This is a genomic window from Paenibacillus sp. JT22N15 (genome assembly GCF_059383755.1).
In genome coordinates, this window is record NZ_JBXENV010000011.1 from 163,167 (window position 1) to 187,687 (window position 24,521).

Consider the following 24,521-nt stretch of genomic DNA (forward strand, 5'->3'; position numbering starts at 1 on the left):
CGCCAATGGCGGCTTGCATTTGTGGTAATATATAATGAAACAGCAAGCAAGCGAAAGCTAAGCAATTATTCGTTGGAGGTATTTTTCATGCTGCTTCAAGTTTCTAATATAAGTAAAAGCTACGGTGTAGATCCCATATTATCAAACATTACGATGCAGGTGCTTGAACGCGAACGCATCGGGCTCGTTGGCGTCAATGGCGCCGGCAAGTCCACACTGTTAAAAATCATTGCCGGAGAGCTGTCTTTCGACTCCGGCGCCATCCACAAGGCCAAGGAAACGCGGCTCGGCTATTTGGCTCAAAACAGCGGCCTGCAATCCGACCGCACCATTGAAGCCGAAATGCGCGCCGTGTTCGCTCATTTGCTGGAGGCCGAGCAGGAGCTGCGCGATCTGGAGCAGCAAATTGCTGATCCTGCGCTGCATGAACAGCCGAAGCGATATGAAGAGGTGCTCGACCGCTATTCCCGCCGCTCCGACTGGTTCCGCGAGCAAGGCGGCTTTGAAATCAATACGCGCATCAACAGCGTTCTCCACGGCATGGGCTTCGGTACTTTTCCGCCGGATACACCTATCCATACGCTGAGCGGCGGTCAGAAGACGAGGCTGGCACTCGCCCGTATTTTGCTTCAAGCGCCTGATTTACTCATGCTCGATGAGCCGACCAACTATTTGGATATTCCGACGCTCACTTGGCTCGAAGGTTACTTACGCAGCTATTCTGGCGCCATCCTTGTCGTTTCTCATGACCGCTATTTCCTTGATGCGCTTGTGCAGACGATTGTCGAAATCGAACGGCATTCCGCTAAACGGTATACTGGCAACTACAGCCGCTATATTGACCTGAAGGCTGCAGAATACGAAAGCGATTTAAAGCAGTTTGAGAAGCAGCAGGACGAAATCGCCAAGATGGAGCAGTTCATTCAGCGCAACATTGTCCGTGCCTCGACTACGAAACGCGCTCAGAGCCGCCGTAAAGCGCTCGACAAAATGGACGTGCTCGACAAACCGCTGGGCGATTTAAAGAAAGCTAATTTCACGTTCCAAATTGAGCGCCAAACCGGCAAAGATGTGCTGCAGGTGTCCGATTTATCCGTGCTGTTCGACGAGAAAAACAAGCCCTTGTTTCAGCATGTCTCCTTCCGCTTGCAGCGTGGCGAGACGGTAGCTCTTATCGGGCCTAACGGCATTGGCAAATCGACATTGCTCAAGACGATTGTCGGCCAGCGCCAGCCTTCGAGCGGCAGCATCGCCTGGGGCTCGAACGTCAAGCTCGGATATTACGATCAGGAGCATACCGGACTTAATCAGATCAATACCGTACTGGAAGAGGTTTGGGGGCTATACCCCCATATGGAGGAGTCCCGTATTCGGACTGTTCTTGGCAGCTTTCTATTCAGCGGCGAAGATGTGCTCAAACGCATTTCGGCGCTCAGTGGCGGCGAGAAGGCTCGCGTATCACTAGCAAAGCTCATGCTGGCTCAAGCCAATGTGCTCATTTTGGACGAGCCTACCAACCATTTGGATTTATACAGCAAGGAAGTGCTGGAATCCGCTTTGCTCGATTACGAAGGCACGCTGCTCTTTATTTCTCATGACCGATATTTCCTTAATAAAATGGCGGAGCGTATTGTCGAACTGACACCGGCGGGCACCGAACATTTCCTAGGAAATTATGACGAAATGATAGAGAAAAAGCATGAACTCGAAGAAGCGCGGCTGGAGGAAGCGGCTAAGCGGGCTGCATCAAGCAATAAAGCAGCTGCGTCTTCTGACAACGTTAGCGATTACGCGCTGGACAAGCAGGCAAAGCGAGAAGAACGCAGCCGTCAGCGCAAGCTGGAGCAGGTAGAAGCTGATATTGCCGACTTGGAGCAAGCCATTGCGGATTTGGAGCTTCAGCTGACAGACCCTGCTATTTTCAACGATTACATGCGGATCCAGGAAATCCAGTCGCAAATCGACCAGAAGCGCATCGCATTAAGCGAAGCCTATGAGCAATGGGAAACGCTTAGTGAATAATATCCGCTACATCACTTCCTCTTTAGAATAACTTAGCAGAGCATTAACCATTCACAAGCTAGATGAATTGGTTAATGTTCTTTTTTATATAAAAATAGTGCTGGTAAACGCGGTCATTAAAAAATATAAAAAGATGCTTGCGCTATAAAAGCGCAAGCATTGAGAGGGAAACCAATTTTAGGGTATTACTGAGGGGATCAAGTGACTGCAGCTTGCAAATATTGCCGCAGCTATCCCAATATAGAAATGTCATTGCCTATCGAATATATAGGCAGCGACGGTAAAACTCAAGGGACAAATTGCTCAAGTCGGATAATACCAAGCCGTTTTGCCTCAGCGATCGCTTCCGATCGGGACCTAACGTTAAGCTTTTCAAATATCCGGGTTAGATGGTACTCTACAGTACGCTGACTCATATGCAGCTTAATGGCAATATCTTTGTTGCTATTGCCGTACGCGACCTGCTGCAAAATATCCTGATCGCGTTCTTTGATCGATACTTCTTCAATTACCTTCTCAGCACGCGTAATTTTGACTTCGTTGCGTCGCAGCTGCTTGAGTAGTGAAATCGGAATAACCGCTTCCCCTCGCATAGCGCATCGAATGGCGTTATGCAGCTGTTCTCGCGAGACCGTCTTAGAGATAAAGCCGGAAACGCCGCATTCAATCAATAAATTATAGTGCGTACTAATTTCATACCCAGTATATATAAGCACTTTGCGATCTGGATCCTGCTGAATCAAACGTTTTGCAAGCTCAAGACCGCTAATGCCTGGCATGTTCAAGTCACATAAAATAATGTCAAAGCCTTCGTTGCTAATCGCATCCAGTGCTTCCATGGCCGATAATACAACCGTCACCTTCATTTCAGGATCTTGTTCAATCATCGTTTTGGTGCCTTCTCCAACAGATGGATGATCATCAACTAATAAGATACGAATCACGCAGCAAACCCCTTTCCGATCGGCCAGTCGTCATATTTTGCGGCAATATTATAATGACCTCAAGACCTTTTCCACGTTTCGACCGGAATGTTATTTCACCTTCAAGGCTAGCGACTCTTTCTTTAATACCGGATAAACCCATATGCTCGAAAGAAGCCTCCATATAATCGACATCCATGCCGACCCCATCGTCCTTATAGTGAAAATAAACCATGTTTGTTCGCTGCTCTAATTCTAGCGTGACCAGATTGGCACGCGCATGCTTATCAGCATTGCGAAGCAACTCTTGGACAATGCGATAAATCGCTGTAATCTGCTCTTCGTTAAGCAGGTTGTCGAAAGGCTTGGCCCGAAAATCCACCGCAAAATTGTTTCTCATTTGCGTATGCTCAATAATCGACTCCAATGCTTCAACAATGCCCATTTCCTTAAGCAGCGGCGGTCTTAACTCATTGCAGGTTTCCCGAATTTGATGGATGACATCAAGCAGCCCTTCTTTGATTTCGTCAAGCTCGACTTCAAGCTTTTCCGTAATCGGATGGTCCAGCATGAGTGCTTCCAGCCTACGGTACCACAATAACTGGTCTTGAAGCGCAGAGTCATGAAGATCTGCTGCAAGCTTCCGCCGTTCATTTTCCGAGAGGCAAAACAACAATCTTAAAATCCAAGGTGTTGTCGCCTGCTCTTTCTTAACCTCAGATTCCAAATCCTCGATTAAGCTTTCAATCAGATATAAGTTTTCAAACACGATACTTGCATAATTCGCAAGCGTCTTGAGCCAACGAAGCTCATCTGAATTGAAGCGGGTATGGTTGGTTTTGGAGCCAATCCATACGATGTACTGCTTTGACTTCTGGCAGCCAATAACTAGTCCCAGACCATGAGGCAACTCAACGACTTCCCCGACTTGAAGCGAATCAGACACTTGCAGCAGAAAAATAGCTGTACTCTGCTCGTCTTCCTTCTCTCCTACCGGGTTAACCACTGCTTCGATCTGGTCTACAATGAGAAAATCAATTCGGCTAGCCGGAAGCAATGCCCCAATTTCTTCTTTCAGCACCATCTCCAGATCATCCCGTTTCATGACTCGTGCAATTTTGCGTGAGAAACGATCGAGGCTGTCTTGGTAGCTGTACATGGCTTTAAAAAGCTTGGGACGAAATTTATGATCAATCTGCTCCTTGGAATAAAGAAACAGGGTCATAACAACGTAACTAACGATAAAGATTTGAAGCCATCTGACCCAAGAGAATACAACGTCCCCACTTACAATCGCAGCAAACGCCAATGTAACGATAAGTGCTGGCAACAAGGACAGCAATGTATAATACTTAAAGCGGGTCAATATAAAATCAACATCAAACAATTGGTTGGATGTTAATAAATAAAAGTAAACGATCGGCAGCACGAACAAAAACGGTGCTGTGAACGCCGCCGGCAAAATTTGAATGTTTCCTCCCAACAACGGCAATAAATTCATCGTCGTAAATGGAGTAAAAGCAACCAAATGCGAGGTTAGCGTTATTTTGAATAAAGAGTTGAACCTGCTACTCCGATAATAAAAGTACTTCCTAAACAACTGATAGACACAAATGAAATTCCCGACTATCAGTGTGGCATGATATACCATTCTAGCGTTTAGAAATACTTTCTCCGGAATAAAATTCGTCCAAATATAGACGAGGCAAAACAAGGAAACAATACTGAAAGCTACCGACAGATACCATATTAGCTTAGGGCTAATAAAAATCATGCCATATCTTCGCAGGTACATATTCATAAATAGCAGGAACAAAATAGCTACAAATGGAATGACTGCATACATGACGGTAACGCCTACCAAATCATTACGATAGGCTGCGGCTGAAGAAAAGTAACTCAGCCCAATCGCCAAGAAAAACAATATGAGCATAATGGCAGCATTATCATTTTTCCTTTTCCTATACAGGAAGGTGGATAGCCCCAGAAACAACAACAGGGAAGCCCATGGAATATAAAGCTGAATGAGCAGCTCCAAACCTGTATGATCACCGTTCCAACCTCGATTGAAAGTCACTAGCCTTTGTTCGCCAGCTTTTTCACTAACGACAATGCTCTCAACTCTCTCTACGGAAGAAAACTTGATGATATTAACATTTTGTCCAGCTGGCTTTCCATTAACTTCATCAATAACATCCCCAAGTTGAATACCCTTCAAAACAGCTTGTCCTGCTGGCTCAAGCGACTCTACCAAGTATTCACCTTGCGAATTTTTCACAGTCACTATACCAATAAACGGATCGCTAATGATAACGACTGTAAGGTAACCAAGTAAAGCGAATAATCCACTCAGGAAGAGAAAAAGCAATAGATTCCTTGAGCGCAACAGCTTCATCTTTCTCCCCCTAAATTCATGCAGCGCATTACCTTATGTCCAGTAGACCATTTGGTAATTATCTTTCTTATCTGCTTGAATGCTCAGGGTTTCAAAAATCGCTTTTTTCTCCGCTGGAGTTACTCCAGCCATTTGCAAGTTCCCGCTTATTGCTAAATCCATCAATTGCGAGTCTTTGGCTAAAGAACGAATATATTCTTTCAACACTGGAACTCCTCCTTGGAATGTGTAAAGGTCTTTCTGTAGATAACTATAGCAGGAAATGATAGGTAAGCAAACGCAAATCTAGTTCGTATTTACCGCAACTACCATTGCGGTGTTATGGCGAAGCTATTCTTTAGCCAATATGCTTAACAGCATTTCCTTGTGCACGGCCACTTCAGGAACCGATTCCATGAGCTCCATAAAACGGTTATAATGTGTACGCATCACAACTAAGCCGTACAGCATGGCGCCGGATTTTTCATACGCTTCCTCAAACAGTCCGCGCTTATCAGCTACATCAGCCTCATTCAAGCGACCTTCAAAATAATCCCTGATCCAATTATGCTGATCTACAGCATCCTCAAGCATGTACAAAGTAAGAAGCGTCTTCTTCCGCTGCAAAAAGTCATTTTTCTCATCCCAGCGAAGCAGATCACGAATGTCATTTTTAATTTGAGCCGCCATTCCTACCTCAACGGCATACTCCGCAACAATCGGATGCCAGCCTCGACCGGTCAGCATAACGCCTGTCATGCACGCATGAACGATCAAGGCTGCCGACTTTTGCTTAATGGATTGAAAATAAGAGTGTTCATCTGATACAGCGTTCATCAAATCCATCATTTGCCCATTGGCCGCTTGCAGGAGTTGAAGGTTCATCATTTTCATTGTTGTTTGCACATGGGAGCTATCGAATTCAGAATCCATCATCGCTTGCTGCGAAAGGGTCAAAAAAGCGGCTGCAAGATGCAGCGCTATAGGCAGAGGAGCTTCAGACCAGGCCTGCTTTGGCGCATCCTGATCCTGTAAATCATCGAATATATCGGTCGCTAAAATAAGAAATTCAACGGCTGCCGCCGCACGATATACTGCCGCCCCTTCACCGCCGAACATCCGGTAGTGAAGCACGGTCAAACGTCCAAAAGGAAGCTGCTCATTCAGCCGGTCCATTAAAAATAAATAGGCGTACTGAATTAAAGAATCAACTGTAAAATGGCGTTTGACCATCTCTCGCATTTCAAATTCGATTTTAGGTACACAGTCCTCCAACTTTAGACCCCCATCGTTTCAAGATTTTTCTATTTTACACGATGGAGTAAAAACGTACCAACATTTTTCAATATATTAGAAATAATACCCGCCTTCCTCTTTGAATTTAGCCGCTCCTGTTCCATCTCCTCCTCGTTTATTCGGTTCACCAGCACAGCGATCATTTCCATTCGTTTCCTGAGCATGTCGGCACGATTGACAAATGGGCCTGTGGTGTCACGATCCCGGTTCATGAATGTTAAGCCCTCCTTCCAACTGCTGCTGTTACACGGCTCCCGCGTAAGCAAAATGGACATATACGGCTTCCATCGTTAAACCACCGGCTGGAATTTGCGAAATTAATCGCTTTGGGGTATCGCATTTCACTAAATTTCCTTGGCGCAGCACGGCAATGCGATCACAATGATGCTGCATTTCCCCCATATCATGGCAGGACAAAACAATCGTTTTCCCTTGGCGCTTGAGCTCCAATATGATGGACCAATATTCTTCTCTCGCCTGCATGTCCAGCCCGGTAGTCGGTTCGTCCAGAAAAATAATCTTTGGGTTGTTGACGACAGAAATCGCCAGTGCCACACGCTGCCGCCAGCCACCAGATAGACGCCTAACTGGACGATCCAAGTAGCTTTCCAAACCAAAGCGGTCAATAATCTCTTCCATTTCAGTTGAACATTTATAGAAGGAACGGAACATTTCCAGCGCCTCCCTCACACTCAGCTTATCCACCAGCGATATACTTTGCAAATGAAGGCCAATATGCTCCTGAAGCTCAGTTGCTTCTACAGCCGGATTAATGCCAAGCACCTCGATTTGTCCCTTGTCGGGCTGACGCAGTCCCATCAGCATTTCGAGCAGCGTCGTCTTTCCAGCGCCGTTCGTACCAATAATGCCAAATAACTCTCCTTCTTTTATCCGCAAGGAAATATTATCGACTGCCTGATTTGAGCCATAAGCTTTACATACCGAGTCTACCTTAATCATTGTCCTTCTCACCTAATTGTCGCCTCCCTGATTGATAAGACGTTATGGCATAACCCCGTTTCTCTGATCTTCTGCCGGCAACCACTGCTTGTCTTATAACCTTACCCCATATGAACGGTAATTTCACCGTAAAAAAACGCAATTACGACCGCAAGTTTATTGCGGTTCCGCAACTTTTGCTGGGATTTTAACAGATTTATTGGAGTAAAGCTCAACAATGTGACTTGACATGTAAGGTTTTAACGATTCATTTTCAGAATGGACGATCGCTGATGCCTTTCTTCTTTATAAACAGCCAGACAAAGTATAACGAAGCATGACAGAGGAAGTTACTTTTTCAGCTAACGAAAAACTACTCGCATCGGTTTCACTGAAGGGCTGCGCTGGCCACTGTTTTTTCAAAGCTTCGGAAGCCCGGACGTGGATTTGTTCCATTTTCTTGACCCAGATTTCCGCCTGCACCTGCGGATGGTGGACCATTGTGAAAAAGGGGAGCTCGCAGCGAGCCAGATCGGCTAAATACTCAGGATCACCTATCATTTTCTGAAGCTCGTTCCATGCCAGCGGTCTCTCCACTCCTGTGGAATGCCTTCCAGCAGACGGGATTCATCCATTTTGGCGGAAACGAATTGTTTCCGCCTTTCAGCATTTGCCGTAAGCGACTCAACTAGGCTTGATACGTAACCAAGAGATTGCCTAGTATCACCGGAAGCTTTGGTTTCGGTTTCGTGCTGCTTCGCCTGATGCAAAATCGAAAGCATGGCATTCAGCGTATATACCTGGGTTTCCAACGCTTCAATCTGCAAGTCGAGCGCCTGATCCATACCCAATTCCCCACTCATCAGCTTACGGATATCCGGTATTCCGAAATTCAGGAAACGAAGCGTAGAGATTAGCTCCAGCCTCCATAAGTCCTTTGCTATATAAAGGCGATGGCCTCCTTCTGTATGAAGGGATGGCTTAATCAGCCCGATTTCATCGTAATACCGAATCGTTTTAACGGTGGAGCCGACTATTTTAGCCGCTTCACCAATAGAATACGTATCTTTGGATGGCAAAGTTAGATCACCTCAAAGCTATTATACATGCTGCCAATTTAAACGATCATTAATTTCCCCTTCTAGCGCAAATAGTTTAGCAGCTTTAAGCATAGTTTCCAAATCAACGCAATTATTTGCAGAAAAATCTCCTTTCTGTCCTCCTGTTACAAGTTGAATGATTTTATCTTCGGATTTTGATGAATCTAATAGATTAAAAAAAGATACATTGTCGAAATTCGCATATACATTGTATAAACCCGAATTGCCGCCACCTATCCCCATATGAATATCTTCATCCTTGCTTAGCACGACCTGCGTTTTGTTATCCCCATTAAGCTCCGTTAGTATTTTCTCTATCATTCCCCAATTCAAATCTTGATTTTGATCCTGTATAAATTCCCCTTTGTCTCTGCCATTAACCCAATTATCAAAATGAAGTCCCTTAATAAACATTTGTGCACCTCCATGTTTTTATTTAAATAGATTTATTTTATCAAATGGATTTTTCTTCAACGTACTAATCACATGCTTTATAGAAGACTCTATCTATTACTAAGGTACCAAATGCGTCAATTAAAATAACCGGATCGCCATTCACGTGACCAGAGCGGTTAAAAGTAAGATTTAAGAAAAAAGCCTATTCCTTCTCAAATTGCCAGTCGGAATGGACTTATAAATTATTATTTCAATTTCTCAAAACAGTTTTTAATCGGGCTCAATCTAAAAGTTAGTGCTTGACAGTCCAAGATCATTGTCATTAAATTTTTGGCTGAAAAGAATTATCCGCTTTACAACTACAACGGTAAATTCTTCTTAAGGAATAGATACCATTCTTCAGAATCAGCATTCGGTACTAACTCACCGTATTGGGGACCGAATACATAATTGGCCAGAAAATCACTTACAGATCCTAGGTCTCTCCCTTCAGTATCAGGTTCTTCTTGATTGAAGAGGTATACTTGTCCAGATTCTTTATTAATTACTACCGGTTCATATAAAACCTGTCCAATTTCAATCCATTTTTCTTCTGCTCCAGAGAAATCAGATATACGAAATTGATGCTTTGATAACTCTCCAAATGACCACAGGTCGAACATTCCACATCGTGCACCATCAGCTTCCCTTAAAAAATCATAATAATCTTTAAGATAATCGTTATCTGTAATAATTTTTGTATTACCTTCATTTATTTCAGCATAGATTATACTTTCGGGTTCATCCAGCAAATTTCCTCTCAACTTTCTAATAATAGATAGTAATTTTTCGTCCATTTTTCTTACCCTCCCATATCAATTTTAATTTTAATTTTTGTACCTGTAGGCAAGTCTCGAATCTGCGGTCTAATTTGCTTAACACCTATATGCCAGTTCGTAAATGTATCTAAAAATTTTAAATTCTTAACAGTATCAGGCCCACCTAATTGTAATTCCCAAACATGATCCGGCTGCATATCACTAGTTATTCTTTTAATTAATTTTTTAGCAAAAACAGGATTTCCCTTGCCGTATTGTTTCCATATTCTCTTTATCATGTCTTGTCGATATTGTTTTGTTATATTAGGGTCTCTAGATACTGGATTTTGAGCTTTGTATAATAAACCTTGATCCCCTAGTTCTTTTAATTTTTTTGCCTTTCTTTCAAAATAGTTTTTAGGCATTTTTTATCAAACTTAAGAGTAATTACTACAGCTTTATCTTTAGCCTTCCCCTTGGAGCACTCACTCATTGCCTCTAACCCAAACGGATCAATCAAACTCACCGGATCGCCATTCACATACCCAAACCGGTTAAAGGTCTGCCCTTCTAAAATGCTTCCACGCAGCACATCCCGGTTCAAAAACCGCTTGATGCCGGTATGATAATACCGCGCCCGCATGTAGTAAAGGCCGTTCGGATTGGTCATGACGCCGTCTCGTCCATTATAGCAAAACGGCTGCCGCGTTGTCCCTTCGTGATGCTCCCGCTCTCCGTACAATCCGTACGTATAATGGTCTGTCACGCGTACGTTCTCATCAGTCAGCAGCGTCGTGCTTCCACGCAGATCATAGTGATAGCTCTGGTAGCGGCCCATGCTGTCTTCCCGCCCGATTAGCCCTTCCGCTCCATACACAAAATAAGCCTTCGTCTCGCCGCGTCATGTCACCGATATGCGCACTTATGGTGTTACCATCCGAAATTTTGTAATAGAACTTACCATTACAAAAAAGACTGCCCTATGCAAACAAGTTAATGTCATAGGGCAATCTTCTTTTCACACTATTTCATTTGCGTTAATAATTAACTCTCATCATCTTCAGGAATTAATAAATCATCTATTCGTTCTCTATCTTCTGCAATTTGTTTAGACATTCCAAAACTATTCATAAAGTGTTTTAAGGGTAGTATCTCAGTATAGCTTCCATTCTGCTCAAAAATTTCAAACTCTTTGTTATGGACGACTAACTCCTCTACTAAATTTTTCATTTTTTGCATTTCATCATTATTCACATAGTTAGCTGTCATCAAAGGCAGCTTATTATTAATACATGATTTTATTTCTGAAAATCCTAAACCTGTATGTTTCTTAATCAAAATCATTAAACTACTGCTTGCTTCAGATTGTAATATTACAGTGATTAAAGTCATATTCCCGTTCCCCCTAATTTAATTTACAAACCCTAGAACTCTTCTGGGAAGGAAGGATTATAAGGTTTTCCAGGCAAGCCTTTCCTATAAGAACCTCCATGCCAACGGTTGAAATGTTCTTTTACTGTTGCAGGATAAATGATTTCCCCTTGATTTGCTAAATGAGGATACTTTGAAACACTATATGCATGATGTCCTGTAATAGTTTTTCCATTATGTGTAGGAACTTTGTTGCTGAGTATATCATCTCTCTGCTGTTGTGACCAATTTCTAGTTGTTGGTTCCCCCTTTTTAATTCTTAGTTTCTCTTGTTGCCAAAACTCTTTAACTCCAACATCTCTCCTAGCAGCAAGACGTTTGTTCCATTCGAGCCGCTTATATTCCTCTTTTGTAATCGTTCTATTATCGACCTTAGCTTCTAGTTTCTTCTTGGTTTTATGTCCTAGTTGCTTATATGGGCTTGGCTTAGGAGATAAATCAAGTCCTGCGTCATTCGCCCTCGTATTTATAACATTATCAGTACAACTACTAATTGCACTCAACCCAAACGGATCAATCAAACTCACCGGATCGCCATTCACATACCCAAACCGGTTAAAGGTCTGCCCTTCTAAAATGCTTCCACGCAGCACATCCCGGTTCAAAAACCGCTTGATGCCGGTATGGTAATACCGCGCCCGCATGTAGTAAAGACCGTTCGGATCGGTCATGACGCCGTCTCGTCCATTATAGCAAAACGGCTGCCGCGTTGTCCCTTCGTGATGCTCCCGCTCCCCATACAATCCGTACGTGTATCGGTCTGTCACACGCCCGTTCTCATCCGTCAGAAGCGTCGTACTGCCGCGCAGATCATAGTGATAGCTCTGGTAGCGGCCCATGCTGTCTTCCCGCCCGATTAGCCCTTCCGCTCCATACACAAAATAAGCCTTCGTCTCGCCGCGTCCATCTTGTTCTAACAGCACTCGGCTTAACTCTTCTACCTGATCCGTCACATAATGTGTCGTCTGTCCGCGCCATGTCACCGACATGCGCACTTGCTCCGCATCGTAGGTGTAGCTGGTTCGTCCAGCCTGCGTCAGACGATTCCGCGCATCGTACCGATATGTCGCTGTCTCTGCTTGAACATCCTTCTCCAGCACCATGGGCAAAACGAGTAAATTCCCGTCCGCATCATATACAACATCCTTGCCGTTCACTGTGGCAAGACGATTGTCCTGCGCATAGCTCATCGCTGTCGCAGCGAGCGGCGTTTCGCCCGCTTCTGTCAGGTTGCCGCCTAGGTCGTAGCTATACCACAGCTTGCGTCCCGGCATCGCTCCGCTCACAAGGCGGCGCAAATTATCGTAGGTGTACTGCTTTTCTTCCTCTTCTACCAGTTGGCCCAGCTCATTGTATGTCATCCGATACTGCTGTAACATGACGCCCTGACGGTTAATATCCCACAGCCGCACCAACTGGCCCTGTGCATCATAGCTTCGCTGCTCTATACTTCCATTCGGACGTTCGGTGCGAATCAGCCTGCCGTTCATATCATAGCTGTAACGGGTCACCCGTCCACGCCAGTCCTTCACCTGCGTCATCTGGCCTGCAAGATCATACGAATACGTTACTTGTTTCCCGTCGGGATAAGTCATGACGCGCAAATTTCCGGCTTCATCATAGGCGTAGCGAATCGTCTGGCCATTGCTGTCCTGGCAGGAGGTGAGGCGCCCCAAAATGTCGAATGTGCGTCGCTTGACGCGCCCTTCTTCTTCTACCCGAATAACATTCCCGTCGATATTATAGCTGAGGCCAATTTGCCCCGCCTCATCCTTTATGGATTTTAATTGGCCTGCGGCATCATAGCCATACGCTGCCTGCTGGCCTCGCGCATTCGCCCTTCCCTTCAGCCAGCCGCGATTGTCATACGAGAAGCGCAGGACCTCGCCTGTTCCATTCTCCTCCTGCTCCAGCAGGCCGCTGCGGTCATACGACAGCTTCGTTTCATTGCCATGCGCATCGGTATAGCTCGTAATTTGCCCTTCGCCGTCATAGCTCTGGCGATACGTCGCTTCGTCATGCTCCACGACCTCCGTGATTCGGGCCGCCGCATCGTAAGCAAACGTCGTCTGTTGCCCTTTCGCGTTTTCCTTCGCCGCAATCTGTCCCGCTTTGTTAAAACGGTAACGCGTCGCTTGACCAAGCGCATTGATTTCCGACACCCGATTGCCTGCCGCGTCATAATCGAGCTGCGCGATTTGCACTCCACTGGCATCCCACATAGCGTTTACTCGGCCCAGCCCATCATAGCCATAACGCTCCGTCCTTCCGAGCGCATCCGTAACAGCGACCAAATTGTCCGCTGCATCCCACTCATACTGCGTCTGCCCACCGCGCGCATCCATCCGCGCCACCAGCCGTTCCTCGGCATCATAACGATAGGCGGTCACCTGTCCGAGCGCATCCTTTTCACGCTCCAGCAAGCCATTCGCATTGTATACATAGGCGGTTGCCGCACCCGAAGGCAGCGTCTCCAGCGTCTTTCGATCAAACGCATCATAGCCAAAAGCATATACCCGTTTCAACGGATCGATAACTTTGACTAAATTATCATTCGCATCATACTCGCGTAAAATGGTTCCGCCTGTTGGATAGCCTAAGCTCGCAACCCTTCCCGACAGGTCATATTCCACGACCATCATACGCTCTTCGCCGTCTTTTATTTGCAGGACGCGTCCATCCGGGCCGTAAGCATACGAGGTCGTTACACCGTTAAAATCGACGTAGCTTTCCCGCTGTCCGTTCGCATTGTACGTCATTTTGGCTACTGCGCCATCCGCGCGGAGGATTTCAGCTAATCTTCCCCCGCTATCATAGGCATAAGCGGTCGTCCGCCCTTCCTCATCCGTTTCACTCACGAGCAGTCCCTGCTCGTCGTAAACGTAGCTCGTCTCATGGCCTAGCGCATCCGTCATGCTGACCAGCTGCCCATAGTCATCATAAGCCATCGCAACTGCGCTGCCATCCGCCTGCGTTTCCGATATCAGCTTGCCCTGCTCGTTGTACGCCAGCTGCACGAGGCTGCCGTCCTTCTGAATGATCTCCACCAATTGAAGCTGATCATCATGCACCAGCACTTCAACCGCGCCCAGCCGATCTGTTGCCGTCGTAATCGTGTAGCCAAAGCGGCTTTCCACATCGTAGTCCAAATACGCGATAGCGCCAGATGCATCCGACTGGCTCGTAATGCGGCCAAATTCATCGAATGTATTCTCGTATTGTACCGCTCCGCCTACACTCATCCGCGCAAGCTTGCCATTCCAGTGGTAGCCGATGTCCGTCTCATTGCCATTCGCATCGATATAACGCGTCATTTGATGCGAGGCATTATATTGCATTCGAATGATTCGCTTGCCCTCGCTCACGCGGCTGAGCAGCCCCTGCGTATCGTAAGTCAGCTTCAGCGCTTGCCGTGTAATCGCATCCGTTAAGCTGGCAAGCCGTCCCTGCGCATCATAACGCATTTCCAGTGCCTGTCCATGAGCATTCACCCATTTCAATGCCTGGCCTGCCAGGTTAAAATAAATCTGCTCCTGCGTTTCACGCTGCCACAGCACATAGCCTTCCGGCTCCTGCCGCAGCTCCTCGCCCAGCACATCGCTATCCGCACTGCGATAAACCCCGTCTGCCTGTCTTACAAAACGGTTGCGGCGGCTTTTCGTCCGCCAGACCGTAACACCTGGCGGATTAGCATCGGCAATAGGCTGCTTCGCAAGCAGCACCTTATCAAACGCTGCTTCCCCCTCATTGCTTGCCACATAATCTGTTACCACACGATCGGCTGCCACTGCCACATCCGCTTCATCTTCCTCAAACGTAAGAGCCAGCTCAAAGTTATGCGTCCATACCGCGCCCATCGCTCCGCCCGTTTCCAGCAGCGAATGGTAATGCATCTCGAACGTCCAAGTATCCGCGCCATACAGCTTGAGAGCGGGATGAATAATAAATTGCCCGCCTGAGCCCGCATGGATCGGGTCATTTTTACAGCTGCGCTTATCCGCCTTGCTCGGATCTTTCTTGGCAGATTCCTTTTTCGCCTTTTTCTGCTTCTCCTGATTCAGCTTCTTCGATGGTTTGCTTGGGCTGTTATTGCTGCCTTTCCCTTTGCCCTTGCTATGGCTCTTCGCCTTCCCTGAGCTTTTCCCTTTGCCTTTCCCGCGTTTTCCTTTCCTTTTCTTGCCTCCGCCGAGATAGGACAAATACGCCAGATTTTCAAGGCCCGTCTTCTCCAAAACATAATCCATCGCCATATCTCCGGCAAAATCCAGCGCTTGCTCGACGCCCGGCAGCTTCATTACCTTTTTGAGCTTCTGTACCTGCTCCAGCTTGTCCAAATTGCTGCCGACCTTGCGCGCTGCCGTCAGCACCTTGCCGTCTACCGCCTTAATGCCGCTCACCATCTGCTTCGTGAAAGCCGAGGTTGACTTAAACGCCTTTTGCGCCGCACTCAGCGTCTTGCCGGTAGCTTTAGCCGCATTAGCGGCTTTCATCATCGCTTTGCCGGCTTTGGCGGCATTTTTCGCCATTCTCGCTCCCTTGAGCGCCGGCCCTGCTCCTGGCACAATGCAGGATGCCATAGACATCGCCGCGCCCAGATAGTCGCCGCGTCCAACTGAAATCGCCGCATTCGCCACGTTCGCAACTACGCCAAGCCCCGGCACACAGCCGGCAATATCCAGCCCGACCTGCACGACATCAAGCAGCGTGCCGAGCCAGCCGCCTTTTTTCTTCGGCTCCTCCGGCTCTGGAGGCGGCGGCTCGGGCAGCGGTACCGGCAGCACTTCCTCCTCTTCGAGATCCTCTACGACGACGGGAGCAAAATACGTGCCGACCAGCAGCAGCTCATCGGCAAGCACATCCGTGTCGCCATCCATCACAATGCTGCTGTTGCCGCAGACGAGATACAGCCCTTCCTGCGCCGTAATCGCCAGCTTCGTCTCCGAGGAAAGCTCAATCGGCTGCTCCGATTTAATCGCAATCGCCGTATCGCTGCGAATTTCAATGCCGTTCTCCTCATGCAGCTGAATGAACAGCACGCCTTCCTGCGCAATGAGCGACAGCTCCTGCCCGGCGAGCTTCATTTCCTTGCCATATGGGGTCGTCCATGACTTGACGCTGGAATCGGCCATTTTCGGGGAATCCTGCCCACTCTTGCGCACCGAACTGAGCGCCATCGCCTCCCCTTCCTGGCGGCTTGGAAAATACACCTGCACCGCATCGCCCTGCTCCGGCATGCAGTGCATGCCGGTCCCATCCTCCGATGCGTATACCGATGCGTACGGAAGCCAGCTGGCTTCCTCCTGCTTTTGCTCCGCATCCACATCCAGCTGCACGCGCACGGCCGCGTTTTTCACCTCAAGAATTCGCCCTTCGAGCGCTGCGCCTACGACCTGCTCATTAAACAGCTCGCTTTGGCGAATGCCGGATGGGGGCAGCAGCTTATAGGTAAAGACGAGCAGCGCCTGCCGCAGCTCCGCCTCCACCTCGGCAACAGCCAGCTCGCGCCCTTTTACCACTACGCGATCACCGATTTGCAGCACCTGCTCGCTGACGACTTCATAGCCGAGAAAGTCCTGCTCGCTTAACGACTCTCCCTCGCCCAGAGCAGCCGCCTCCCGATAGGGCGACAATGTTTTGGCAATCGTATAACTATGCAGCGGAAGCTCCACGAGCCGCCCTTCGCCTAAACCGAACCAGAACTTAGGCGATGCCGCGGCAGCCTCCGGCACGAGAACGGCGCCAAAGCGCGAGGCCATACGCTTGAGGAAAGTCCAGTCCGTCTCCTCATACTGCAGCGTCAGCTCGCCCAGCTTTTCCTTGTGCGCCGCCTCATTTATCGTATCGGCCCTCGGATATGCCGCCAGCACCGTCTTCAGCAGCTCATCATACATCATTTCCCCATTCTGGAAGGAGCGCGTATTGCGCTCCAAATCCATGCTGCTCGTATGCGACAGCACCGTGAGCTCGAACGTATATACGCTGCGGATCGCCCGCACCAGAAAGCTCGCGACGGTGCCACTGAACAATATCCGCACCATGCCGCCTTGCTCATCCACCTGATGCAGCTCGACCTGGTCCTGCTCGCTGACGAGCTGCAAATCCTGATCCTCCCGCTCCTCCGGCAGGATGCCGCTTACCCATAAAAGGGCATGCTCATTGACGCGTTTCTCGATGCGCAGCCCTTGAATTTGCTGCACGGCATACGGCCATTGCAGGCGCAGCTGCTCGTAGCCGATGGCCTTTTTTTCCGTGGACATTCCATAGCCCCCCTTCCTCTGACAACCGCATGCCTATACGCCCTGCCCGTCATCTTCAATTGAGATCGTGCCGCAGTACAAGCATGAATTTTTGGAGCAGCTGAGCAGCGCAGGGAGCCCGCCAACCTTTGTTTCTGTTTTGCCATTCGTCCATGGCAGCGCGATGATCGGCGTGCACGGCGCAATGCCGCCAGCCGCGACGACAGCCGGATTCGACTGGCTCATGCACCGTTCAAAAGGCATAATGTTCGTCCCCAGCATATAATCGCCAATATTGAGCTGCGCTTGCTTTTGGATATAAACCCCATGGCTGAGAGGCGTTTTAAGACGCATCCGCTTCGTCCCCCAATTGCAGGAGATGATTGCGCCCGCTACGACGTAGCTTTCTGACGCCCCTTGGCCCGCTATAATCGTTGCCGACTCGTTTCCACCACCGCTCATCCCCATCGCTCCTCTTCGGATAATTGAAGCTGCACCTTCGTAAATCGAATGCCCGCCACTTCCCTGCGCAGCAGACTTTCTGCCACCCCAAGCTGCACGAGCGTCACATCCTCACGCAAGCCGCCAATTTTCAGAAACGGATGCTTGCCTGCTTTAGCGGAATCAACTACCAGCCGTTTGCAGGTCCCATCGGGAAAAAATTCAGTTTGCGCAGCTAGGCAATGGACGAGCGGACGCTCCAGCAGCCAATACGAGGCTTGTATGCCGCTCCCCGGATCGACAAGCACGACCGAACGAAACAACGCGCGCGGCGCATACTTTGCCAACACCTCCTTCACGAGGTCCGAGACGAGCGGGGCAGGCTTTTGGATAAAATCGACCGCAACAACCCGCTTCTGCTGCATCAGCCGCAGCGGTGCTATACTTTGGGAGCCATCCGGTTTGAAAAACAACGCTCCTCCCTTAGGGCCGGCCAGCGCCTCCGCCAGCACCCCTTCGCTGTCCATCGGACGAATGGCATCAGCCACTCGCTGATCCTGCGTCATAATGAATAAGCCCTTCCTCATGCTCCGCCGTCCTCCTCTATCCATATGGCCTGTGCCAGCTGCTCCTCGCTGAATGCAGCCTGGCTGCGGGCACTAGCACTAAACAGCGCCTGCTCTATATTCGCTTGCTCGAATACGGCGCCAGCCAAATTCGCCCCGATGAAGCTTGCTCCTTTCACATTAGCGAGCGTAAAATCCGCTCCGCTCAAATCCGCGCCATTAAATCGCAGCGGCACAAAACCCGGATGCTCCCATACGAAAGGATCTCGCATTCCGCTAGGCCCGCTGCAATAGCTGAAATCCGCTCCCTGCAGCTCGCTGCCGCGAAAATCCGCTTCGCACAGCAGCGTGTAGCGAAAGCTGGCCTGCGTGAGCTTGCTTAAGCTAAGCTTAGCTCCGACCAGCGCTGCCCCTTCAAACGAGCTGTGAGAAAGGTCGCTGCCACGAAAATCGCTATAGAGCGCTTGAATGCCCGCATAATCGCCCTGGGCCAAATCCAGCTCTGCAAACACCTCATAGGTGTAGGTCAGCTCCTGCTTTTGCTCCAAATAAGCGCGAACCTCGGCAGCCTCTTTTTGGCAAAAATCCTCCTTGTACACCGTCTCGCTCTGGTCCATGTACTCGCCCACGCGAACCTCGCATTCCACTTCCTTCTCCAGCTCCCTGTAGGCTTTCAGCTTCGCCGCCTCCGGCATCGCATAGCGGATTAAGCTGATGACGTAGCGATGCGCCTGCACCGCAGTCCTCAGCCGAACTGCCTCTGCCTGCAGCGCAGCCTCTGAATCGGAGAAGTAGCCCCTGGCCTCGGCCAGAAGCTGCTGCTCCAGCCCAGCCAGATCACTAAAAGCCCAGCTTGCATCATAGCTGCCATAGCAGCTGTTTTCATCCATATACCATGTTCGATCCGTTGCCTCGGCCATATAAAGCGGGCTGCCCGCAAGCAGCTCCGTCCGCAGCAGTGAATAGGTGATATGCCCCAGCTTTCCCTGCAGCCCCTGCTGCTGCCTTCCTCCGATATAAAGGCATAGCTGCTCAAACGATTGCACGAACAGCTCCGCAAGCCGTTCCTTGTGTGCTGCAAAATACCGCTCCAACGCCAGCAGCGCCCGCTGGCTTAGCTCATCAGCCACCTGCTCCTCAAATAGCTCGAGCCGATTTTCCTGCATGAACCGCTCCCCTTTCGTCTATTGAATGCCCTGTTTCTTATGACTTTTCTCGTAAGCTCTCCCCTTGCTTGTGTAGGTTGGTTTTCTGCTTGGTTTGCATTTTCCGCTCTAATTGGCCTTTAATTCGTCTTGAGCTCCTTGCCCTTAATCGTCGTATTGCCGTCCATCTTGATCAGGCTTTCCTTGCAGGTCAGGCTGATTTCATCCTTGGCGGAAATGAGCACCTTCTGCTGAGAATCAATGGCGATGTCTTCCTCGGCTTTGATTGTAATTTTCTTCTTGCTTATAATTTCAATGCCGCCTTCGTCGCTGAGCCGGATGAACACCTCGCCGTCCTTGCCGGTAATAATAATTTCCTCAGGTGTCATTTTCAGTTCTTTGCCCGCTGGCGTGCGAAAAAACTTATGATCGGGATTGCCCAGCTTGTTATGCTCGCCCTCCTCGACATTTTGCCGGACGGAGCTTGATGCAATGCCGTTCTCCTCCTTGCCGCTCGGAAAATACACCCTGACCTGGTCGCCCTTCTCCGGCATGCAGTACCAGCCCGTCCCCCCTTCCGCCGTATACACGGAGGAATAAGGGAACCAATAAGCTTTGCCGGCGTCCTGCTTCTCGTCAATGTCGAGATGAATTTGCACCGTGTCCTTGGCTATCGCCAGCACCTTGCCTTGCAGCGACGCTCCGGTGAGGGCCGCGGCATAGAGCGGAGGCTGGCTTAGCCCCTTGCCCGAACAGAGCAAATAACGATGCGACAGCATGCCTTCCTTCCACTGGCTGTGCATTTCGCCTACATAAAGCTGCTGCTTTTTGAAGGTGATGCATTGCCCTAAGTCCAGCAGCCACTGCGTCGTTTCAATTTCATAAAAAATAAAGTCCTGCTCCGTCACGCCCTGCATGCCGATTTTGCACATCCGCCGGTAATGCAGCACATCCTTGCGCACGCTGTAGGGCATATCCTCCAGCTTTCCGGCAGCATCGCCATCCGGCGTTCCAAGAAATACTTTAGGGGAATTAAACATCGCCGACGGCATCAAGCCCGCCTGAAACCGGGAGGCCATTCGTTTGAGAAATGCCCAATCCGTCTCCTGATATTGCAAGGTGAACTTTCCAAGACTCGCCCCTTGCGTTGCCGTATCCAGCACATCCATGCCGGGATAGCTCGCAGCCATTTGATCAATGAGCGCCTTGTACGTCATGCCCGTATCCTGATAGGAACGGGTATGCTTCTCCAGATCAAGCTGGCAAGTATGGGACAGCGCCTCCACCTTCAGCACATAAACGTCGCGTACCGCCTTAACCTCAATGCGCTGCACCAAGCCATAAAATAACGGGGACAATCCGCCCTCTTCATCCTTCTGGCTCACCTCAACCTCCGTCTCGGAGTCGGTCATTTCCACGTAGCTGTCCTTCAGCTCCTCCGACACAATGCCGGTAAACACCAGCTTCGCATGCTCATTGATTTTTTTCTCGACGGATAAAGACAGCATGTGGACAAGCTCAAATGGGGCAATCTGCACATTATGCGGGGCAATGATATTCGTGCTCATTATCGGTCACCTTCCTTCTCGGGCAGATGCCATTTTATCGAGGTCAGCATCGCTTCCCCAAGCTTTTTCCAATCATCCATTTCCTCTTCCATGCAGTTGAAGGTGCAGGCGATGGCTCGTCCGTTCAGCTCGGCAATCAGCATCAAATTGTACAGATTGCAATCCAGCGCAGGCGTCAAATAAGCGAAAAAAGCAACCTGCTTCCCGCCAACCTCCCGCATGCCTTCTTGGAACCAGCGCGCTGCAGGCTGCGACCGCTTGAGTACGGCCAGCATCGTTCCGCTGAATTCCTCCACATCATCTGCTTCAATCTCAAAGCCCGTCTGCTGAAAAGCGACGTTAATCGAAGTTTGCTCATTTGTGAAAATCAGCTTAGGCCGCCGCTCCGCCGGATATTTCAGCCTTGCCGTCCCCTCATCCATCACTGTAAACGCCTGCGACAGCACAATCGATGCTTCCCCTCCGGGGATGAAGCGGCGTGCAAACTGGTGACGCTCTCCCTGAACGTGCAGCGTCATCCCTTCTAGCGACGGCGATGGCGAGTCCTCCTCCTTGCGGTCCTTCTCTTGCTCCTCCTTGACTCCTCCGAAAATCATGGCAATGATCTTCTCATCCGCATACTTCATCACATGTCACACTCCCGTTCATTTTCTGAGCTCCCGTACACAGAAATTGCGACCGTGCGCGCCCTTGTATGGATAAAAATCCAACCATTTCTTATCCTATTTTTCTAATATCGGATGGAAAACTGCATAAATTTAGGTTATTAAGCAAATTAAAAGGAAACCTATAGGAAATTTTCATTTTTTACATCAAAAACGGTTATCCACAAAGTTGTCCACAATCCGACGCAAATTGTTAGTAAATTCTGTCGACATTTTCCGACGGAAATAAAGGATTTGTAAACGTTAACGTAATAAATTTTTAATGCCGTCGAATTTCTCAAAAAATTATTCACATTATCCACAATTCCAGTATCGATAAAGTGAAAAAACTATCCACTTTCCACGAACAGCCCATCCCCAGTCAAACCCTTGATTTTACGCATAAAAAAGGACTTATCCACAAAGCTTAATGCCCTGTGAATAAGTCCCTTTCTTGAGCTTGCTATTAAATTACATTTTGTTCATTCGCTCGTTTATTAATGGTCAGCATCGCTTGATTGCAGGCTCCCACATACGCCTGCGCGGCTGCATATACAATGTCGCTATGAATCGAAGTTCCACGATAGCGCTCGCCAGCGTGGACAATCGTCACGACTGCCTCGCCATGTGCATCCTCGCCTGTGGACAACGAATGGATTTCCAGATCCTCAAACTCTGCTGCAACGGGGATCGCTTGCTGAATACAGTGAATGACCGCTTCTAGAGGACCTTCGCCGGAACCTGTATAGGAACGCTCGGTGCCCGCATCATTTTCACGAATCGTCACGGTCGCAATACGGGATTGATGACTGCCCGACAGCACCTGCAGATCGGTCAGCATGTAAGGGTCAGGCTGAGTAGCTGTCATTTCGCCAGCGATGCGAATCAGCTCATTATCCGTCACCAGCTTTTTCTCATCGGCTACTTGCTTGAAGCGATTGTATACATTAACCAGCTCCTCGCCTTCTACGGCAATTCCGTATTCGGACAGGCGATGCTTGATCGCGTGGCGGCCGGAGTGTCTGCCCAGCACGATCATGCTGCGCGGAATGCCCATCGCTTCCGGGTCCATAATTTCATACGTATTGCGGTTTTTCAGCAGGCCGTCCTGATGAATGCCAGACTCATGCTGGAACGCATTGCGGCCCACAATCGGCTTATTATACGCAATCGGATAATGCATCGCCCGGCTGACCATCCGCGACGTTTCATAAATTTCGCTTTGATCAATCCGCGTCTCCATTTGCAGAACCGACCCCCGAGTCTCAATAATCATCGCAATTTCCTCAAGCGAACAGTTGCCGGCGCGCTCTCCAACGCCATTGACGGTAACCTCTACCTGCGTCGCACCTGCACGAATGGCCGCCAGACTGTTCGCAGCTGCCATCCCCAGATCATTATGGCAATGAGTGCTGTAGCGAACCGTTTCTCCGCCTCTAGCCAGACGACGGACAGAGCGGAACATATCTTCGATTTCGTCCGGCATCGCATAGCCCAGCGTATCTGGCAGATTGATGATTGTCGCCCCTTCGGCTATGGCCGCTTCGACCAGCTCTATGACAAAATTGCGATCCGAGCGCGTTGCATCCATCGCTGAAAATTCAATTTCATCTACGAACTGCTTGCCGTAAGCAATCATCTCACGGGCGATTTGCACCACTTCCTGGCGCGTTTTGTTCAGCTGGTGCTGCAGATGAATGTCGGACGAGGAAATAAACAGATGCAGCCTTCTTTTTGCCGCATCCTGCGTCGCCTTGACCGCCGCATCAATATCGACCTTCATCATGCGGGCAAAGCCGGCAATTTCAACATGCTGCAGCTCGCGGGAAATTTGCTGAATCGCTGCAAATTCGCCGGGACTGGAAATCGCAAAGCCCGGCTCGATAACGTCAATGCCCAGCTTGCCCAGCTGGCGGGCGATAATAATTTTACGCTCAGGATCAATGGAAGCGCCCGGAGACTGCTCGCCATCACGCAGCGTCGTATCAAAAATTTGAATTTTTCTCATTCCGTTATTCGTCTCATTTGCCGTTGTCATCGTTATGACCTCCTGAAATTTTAGTTAAATACAGCTGTTGCTGCAACCAAGGTGAAACGGCTGTCGCCATCCTTTGGCAGCGCGGCGCGTTTCATTCCGAGAAATATAAGCTGTTTATAAGGGTGAAACTTATAAATGCTTATATTAAAAAAAGCCTGCCGTCTCTAATTGAAAGAGACGACAGGCTTTTTCACCCACCGTGGTACCACTCTAATTGGCCGGACCCTGTATGCGCTTGAGCAGAAAAACCGGATTGGCTTCTCTTTTCACGCTGCTGCTGGATGGATAATCCCATGCCTGCAACATTCGCGCGGGTCCACACCCGCTTGATGCCCGATGACGGGGGCTGATTCCGTAACGATGTACGCATTAGGCTTGCAGCTAACCGCAGCTGCCTGCACCGATGGTTCCATCATTCCGCTCCCAGGCGAGTTCGAACGTAAGCTTCGACTGCGTCGCACCATCCCGCAGCTCTCTGAAGCGTTCCTTGTCGACCATGCAGCAGCTTTGTTATCCGCCTGCCGCGCCTCGCTCAAGGTTTCCGCTGTTGTCCCGCTTTACCGCTCTACTACTCCTGTTCAATGCGTTTTCTGTATGTGATTTCA

Annotated in this window: 22 protein-coding genes; 2 read left to right on the forward strand and 20 right to left on the reverse strand. The window is 49.0% G+C overall.

The genetic code is table 11. The features are described from left to right. Positions 1-87 precede the first annotated feature (87 nt). Complete coding sequence (locus tag AC50X8_RS22060; RefSeq protein ID WP_494881519.1) at positions 88-2,022, forward strand: ABC-F family ATP-binding cassette domain-containing protein; 1,935 nt, start codon at positions 88-90, stop codon at positions 2,020-2,022. 287 nt (positions 2,023-2,309) lie between these two features. Here the strand turns inward: AC50X8_RS22060 and AC50X8_RS22065 are convergent, their stop codons facing one another. From AC50X8_RS22065 to AC50X8_RS22160, 20 genes are all read right to left on the reverse strand, one after another. Then, entirely contained in the window at positions 2,310-2,966 is a 657-nt protein-coding gene (locus AC50X8_RS22065; protein WP_046229099.1) for a response regulator transcription factor, read from the reverse strand. Then, the gene (locus AC50X8_RS22070) at positions 2,944-5,340 is read right to left on the reverse strand and encodes a sensor histidine kinase (protein WP_056043556.1); all 2,397 of its coding nucleotides are present in this window, start codon (positions 5,338-5,340) and stop codon (positions 2,944-2,946) included. The genes AC50X8_RS22065 and AC50X8_RS22070 overlap by 23 nt, the downstream gene beginning before the upstream one ends. 33 nt (positions 5,341-5,373) lie before the next feature. Next, positions 5,374-5,547, reverse strand: a complete 174-nt coding sequence (gene comX / locus AC50X8_RS22075) for a competence pheromone ComX (RefSeq protein WP_155973652.1) — start codon at positions 5,545-5,547, stop codon at positions 5,374-5,376. Between the two features lie 123 nt (positions 5,548-5,670). Then, complete coding sequence (locus AC50X8_RS22080) at positions 5,671-6,594, reverse strand: polyprenyl synthetase family protein (RefSeq protein ID WP_056043552.1); 924 nt, start codon at positions 6,592-6,594, stop codon at positions 5,671-5,673. Positions 6,595-6,623: 29 nt separating this feature from the next. Then, entirely contained in the window at positions 6,624-6,827 is a 204-nt protein-coding gene (locus AC50X8_RS22085) for a hypothetical protein (RefSeq protein WP_046229097.1), read from the reverse strand. A 31-nt stretch (positions 6,828-6,858) separates the two neighbouring features. After that, a complete protein-coding gene (locus tag AC50X8_RS22090) occupies positions 6,859-7,587 on the reverse strand; it encodes an ABC transporter ATP-binding protein (protein WP_494881521.1) in 729 nt (242 codons plus the stop codon). 273 nt (positions 7,588-7,860) lie between these two features. After that, positions 7,861-8,115 (reverse strand): hypothetical protein, encoded by a 255-nt coding sequence (locus AC50X8_RS22095; protein WP_494881523.1) that lies wholly within the window; start codon positions 8,113-8,115, stop codon positions 7,861-7,863. Beyond that, positions 8,112-8,633, reverse strand: a complete 522-nt coding sequence (locus tag AC50X8_RS22100) for a MerR family transcriptional regulator (protein WP_056043543.1) — start codon at positions 8,631-8,633, stop codon at positions 8,112-8,114. Before AC50X8_RS22100 ends, AC50X8_RS22095 begins: the two co-directional genes overlap by 4 nt. Before the next feature lie 21 nt (positions 8,634-8,654). Continuing rightward, positions 8,655-9,068, reverse strand: a complete 414-nt coding sequence (locus AC50X8_RS22105) for an Imm1 family immunity protein (protein ID WP_494881525.1) — start codon at positions 9,066-9,068, stop codon at positions 8,655-8,657. A gap of 341 nt (positions 9,069-9,409) precedes the next feature. Then, the gene (locus AC50X8_RS22110; protein ID WP_056043537.1) at positions 9,410-9,886 is read right to left on the reverse strand and encodes a hypothetical protein; all 477 of its coding nucleotides are present in this window, start codon (positions 9,884-9,886) and stop codon (positions 9,410-9,412) included. A 5-nt stretch (positions 9,887-9,891) separates the two neighbouring features. Beyond that, positions 9,892-10,272 carry a hypothetical protein gene (locus tag AC50X8_RS22115; protein WP_056043532.1) on the reverse strand — a complete coding sequence of 127 codons (381 nt, stop codon included), beginning with the start codon at positions 10,270-10,272 and terminating at the stop codon, positions 9,892-9,894. Then, complete coding sequence (locus AC50X8_RS22120) at positions 10,233-10,724, reverse strand: RHS repeat domain-containing protein (RefSeq protein ID WP_494881527.1); 492 nt, start codon at positions 10,722-10,724, stop codon at positions 10,233-10,235. Before AC50X8_RS22120 ends, AC50X8_RS22115 begins: the two co-directional genes overlap by 40 nt. Positions 10,725-10,891: 167 nt before the next feature. Beyond that, entirely contained in the window at positions 10,892-11,239 is a 348-nt protein-coding gene (locus AC50X8_RS22125) for a hypothetical protein (RefSeq protein ID WP_056043527.1), read from the reverse strand. A 32-nt stretch (positions 11,240-11,271) separates the two neighbouring features. Then, the gene (locus tag AC50X8_RS22130) at positions 11,272-17,535 is read right to left on the reverse strand and encodes an RHS repeat-associated core domain-containing protein (RefSeq protein ID WP_494881529.1); all 6,264 of its coding nucleotides are present in this window, start codon (positions 17,533-17,535) and stop codon (positions 11,272-11,274) included. Positions 17,536-17,568: 33 nt separating this feature from the next. Next, entirely contained in the window at positions 17,569-17,976 is a 408-nt protein-coding gene (locus AC50X8_RS22135; protein ID WP_494864185.1) for a DUF4280 domain-containing protein, read from the reverse strand. Continuing rightward, positions 17,973-18,542, reverse strand: a complete 570-nt coding sequence (locus tag AC50X8_RS22140; protein ID WP_056043513.1) for a hypothetical protein — start codon at positions 18,540-18,542, stop codon at positions 17,973-17,975. The genes AC50X8_RS22135 and AC50X8_RS22140 overlap by 4 nt, the downstream gene beginning before the upstream one ends. Next, positions 18,539-19,687, reverse strand: coding sequence for a pentapeptide repeat-containing protein (locus tag AC50X8_RS22145; RefSeq protein ID WP_494881531.1), 1,149 nt, complete (start codon positions 19,685-19,687; stop codon positions 18,539-18,541). Before AC50X8_RS22145 ends, AC50X8_RS22140 begins: the two co-directional genes overlap by 4 nt. Positions 19,688-19,806: 119 nt before the next feature. Beyond that, positions 19,807-21,234, reverse strand: a complete 1,428-nt coding sequence (locus AC50X8_RS22150; protein WP_056043506.1) for a phage baseplate assembly protein V — start codon at positions 21,232-21,234, stop codon at positions 19,807-19,809. After that, on the reverse strand, positions 21,234-21,863 hold the full coding sequence (locus AC50X8_RS22155) for a hypothetical protein (protein ID WP_155973650.1): 630 nt from the start codon (positions 21,861-21,863) through the stop codon (positions 21,234-21,236). Before AC50X8_RS22155 ends, AC50X8_RS22150 begins: the two co-directional genes overlap by 1 nt. Positions 21,864-22,344: 481 nt before the next feature. Further along, positions 22,345-23,916 carry a 2-isopropylmalate synthase gene (locus AC50X8_RS22160; protein WP_494881533.1) on the reverse strand — a complete coding sequence of 524 codons (1,572 nt, stop codon included), beginning with the start codon at positions 23,914-23,916 and terminating at the stop codon, positions 22,345-22,347. 336 nt (positions 23,917-24,252) lie between these two features. Between AC50X8_RS22160 and AC50X8_RS22165 the strand changes: the two genes are divergently transcribed. Further along, positions 24,253-24,516, forward strand: a complete 264-nt coding sequence (locus AC50X8_RS22165) for a hypothetical protein (RefSeq protein WP_494881535.1) — start codon at positions 24,253-24,255, stop codon at positions 24,514-24,516. Positions 24,517-24,521 lie beyond the last annotated feature (5 nt).

What these genes read in the sequence shown, in the direction of transcription:
- AC50X8_RS22060 (WP_494881519.1), top strand. Translation starts at nt 88, where the DNA reads ATGCTGCTTCAAGTTTCTAATATAAGTAAAAGCTACGGTGTAGATCCC.
- AC50X8_RS22070 (WP_056043556.1), bottom strand. Translation starts at nt 5,340, where the DNA reads ATGAAGCTGTTGCGCTCAAGGAATCTATTGCTTTTTCTCTTCCTGAGT.
- AC50X8_RS22085 (WP_046229097.1), bottom strand. Translation starts at nt 6,827, where the DNA reads ATGAACCGGGATCGTGACACCACAGGCCCATTTGTCAATCGTGCCGAC.
- AC50X8_RS22095 (WP_494881523.1), bottom strand. Translation starts at nt 8,115, where the DNA reads ATGATAGGTGATCCTGAGTATTTAGCCGATCTGGCTCGCTGCGAGCTC.
- AC50X8_RS22105 (WP_494881525.1), bottom strand. Translation starts at nt 9,068, where the DNA reads ATGTTTATTAAGGGACTTCATTTTGATAATTGGGTTAATGGCAGAGAC.
- AC50X8_RS22110 (WP_056043537.1), bottom strand. Translation starts at nt 9,886, where the DNA reads ATGGACGAAAAATTACTATCTATTATTAGAAAGTTGAGAGGAAATTTG.
- AC50X8_RS22115 (WP_056043532.1), bottom strand. Translation starts at nt 10,272, where the DNA reads ATGCCTAAAAACTATTTTGAAAGAAAGGCAAAAAAATTAAAAGAACTA.
- AC50X8_RS22125 (WP_056043527.1), bottom strand. Translation starts at nt 11,239, where the DNA reads ATGACTTTAATCACTGTAATATTACAATCTGAAGCAAGCAGTAGTTTA.
- AC50X8_RS22130 (WP_494881529.1), bottom strand. Translation starts at nt 17,535, where the DNA reads ATGTCCACGGAAAAAAAGGCCATCGGCTACGAGCAGCTGCGCCTGCAA.
- AC50X8_RS22135 (WP_494864185.1), bottom strand. Translation starts at nt 17,976, where the DNA reads ATGAGCGGTGGTGGAAACGAGTCGGCAACGATTATAGCGGGCCAAGGG.
- AC50X8_RS22140 (WP_056043513.1), bottom strand. Translation starts at nt 18,542, where the DNA reads ATGAGGAAGGGCTTATTCATTATGACGCAGGATCAGCGAGTGGCTGAT.
- AC50X8_RS22145 (WP_494881531.1), bottom strand. Translation starts at nt 19,687, where the DNA reads ATGCAGGAAAATCGGCTCGAGCTATTTGAGGAGCAGGTGGCTGATGAG.
- AC50X8_RS22150 (WP_056043506.1), bottom strand. Translation starts at nt 21,234, where the DNA reads ATGAGCACGAATATCATTGCCCCGCATAATGTGCAGATTGCCCCATTT.
- AC50X8_RS22160 (WP_494881533.1), bottom strand. Translation starts at nt 23,916, where the DNA reads ATGACAACGGCAAATGAGACGAATAACGGAATGAGAAAAATTCAAATT.
- AC50X8_RS22165 (WP_494881535.1), top strand. Translation starts at nt 24,253, where the DNA reads ATGACGGGGGCTGATTCCGTAACGATGTACGCATTAGGCTTGCAGCTA.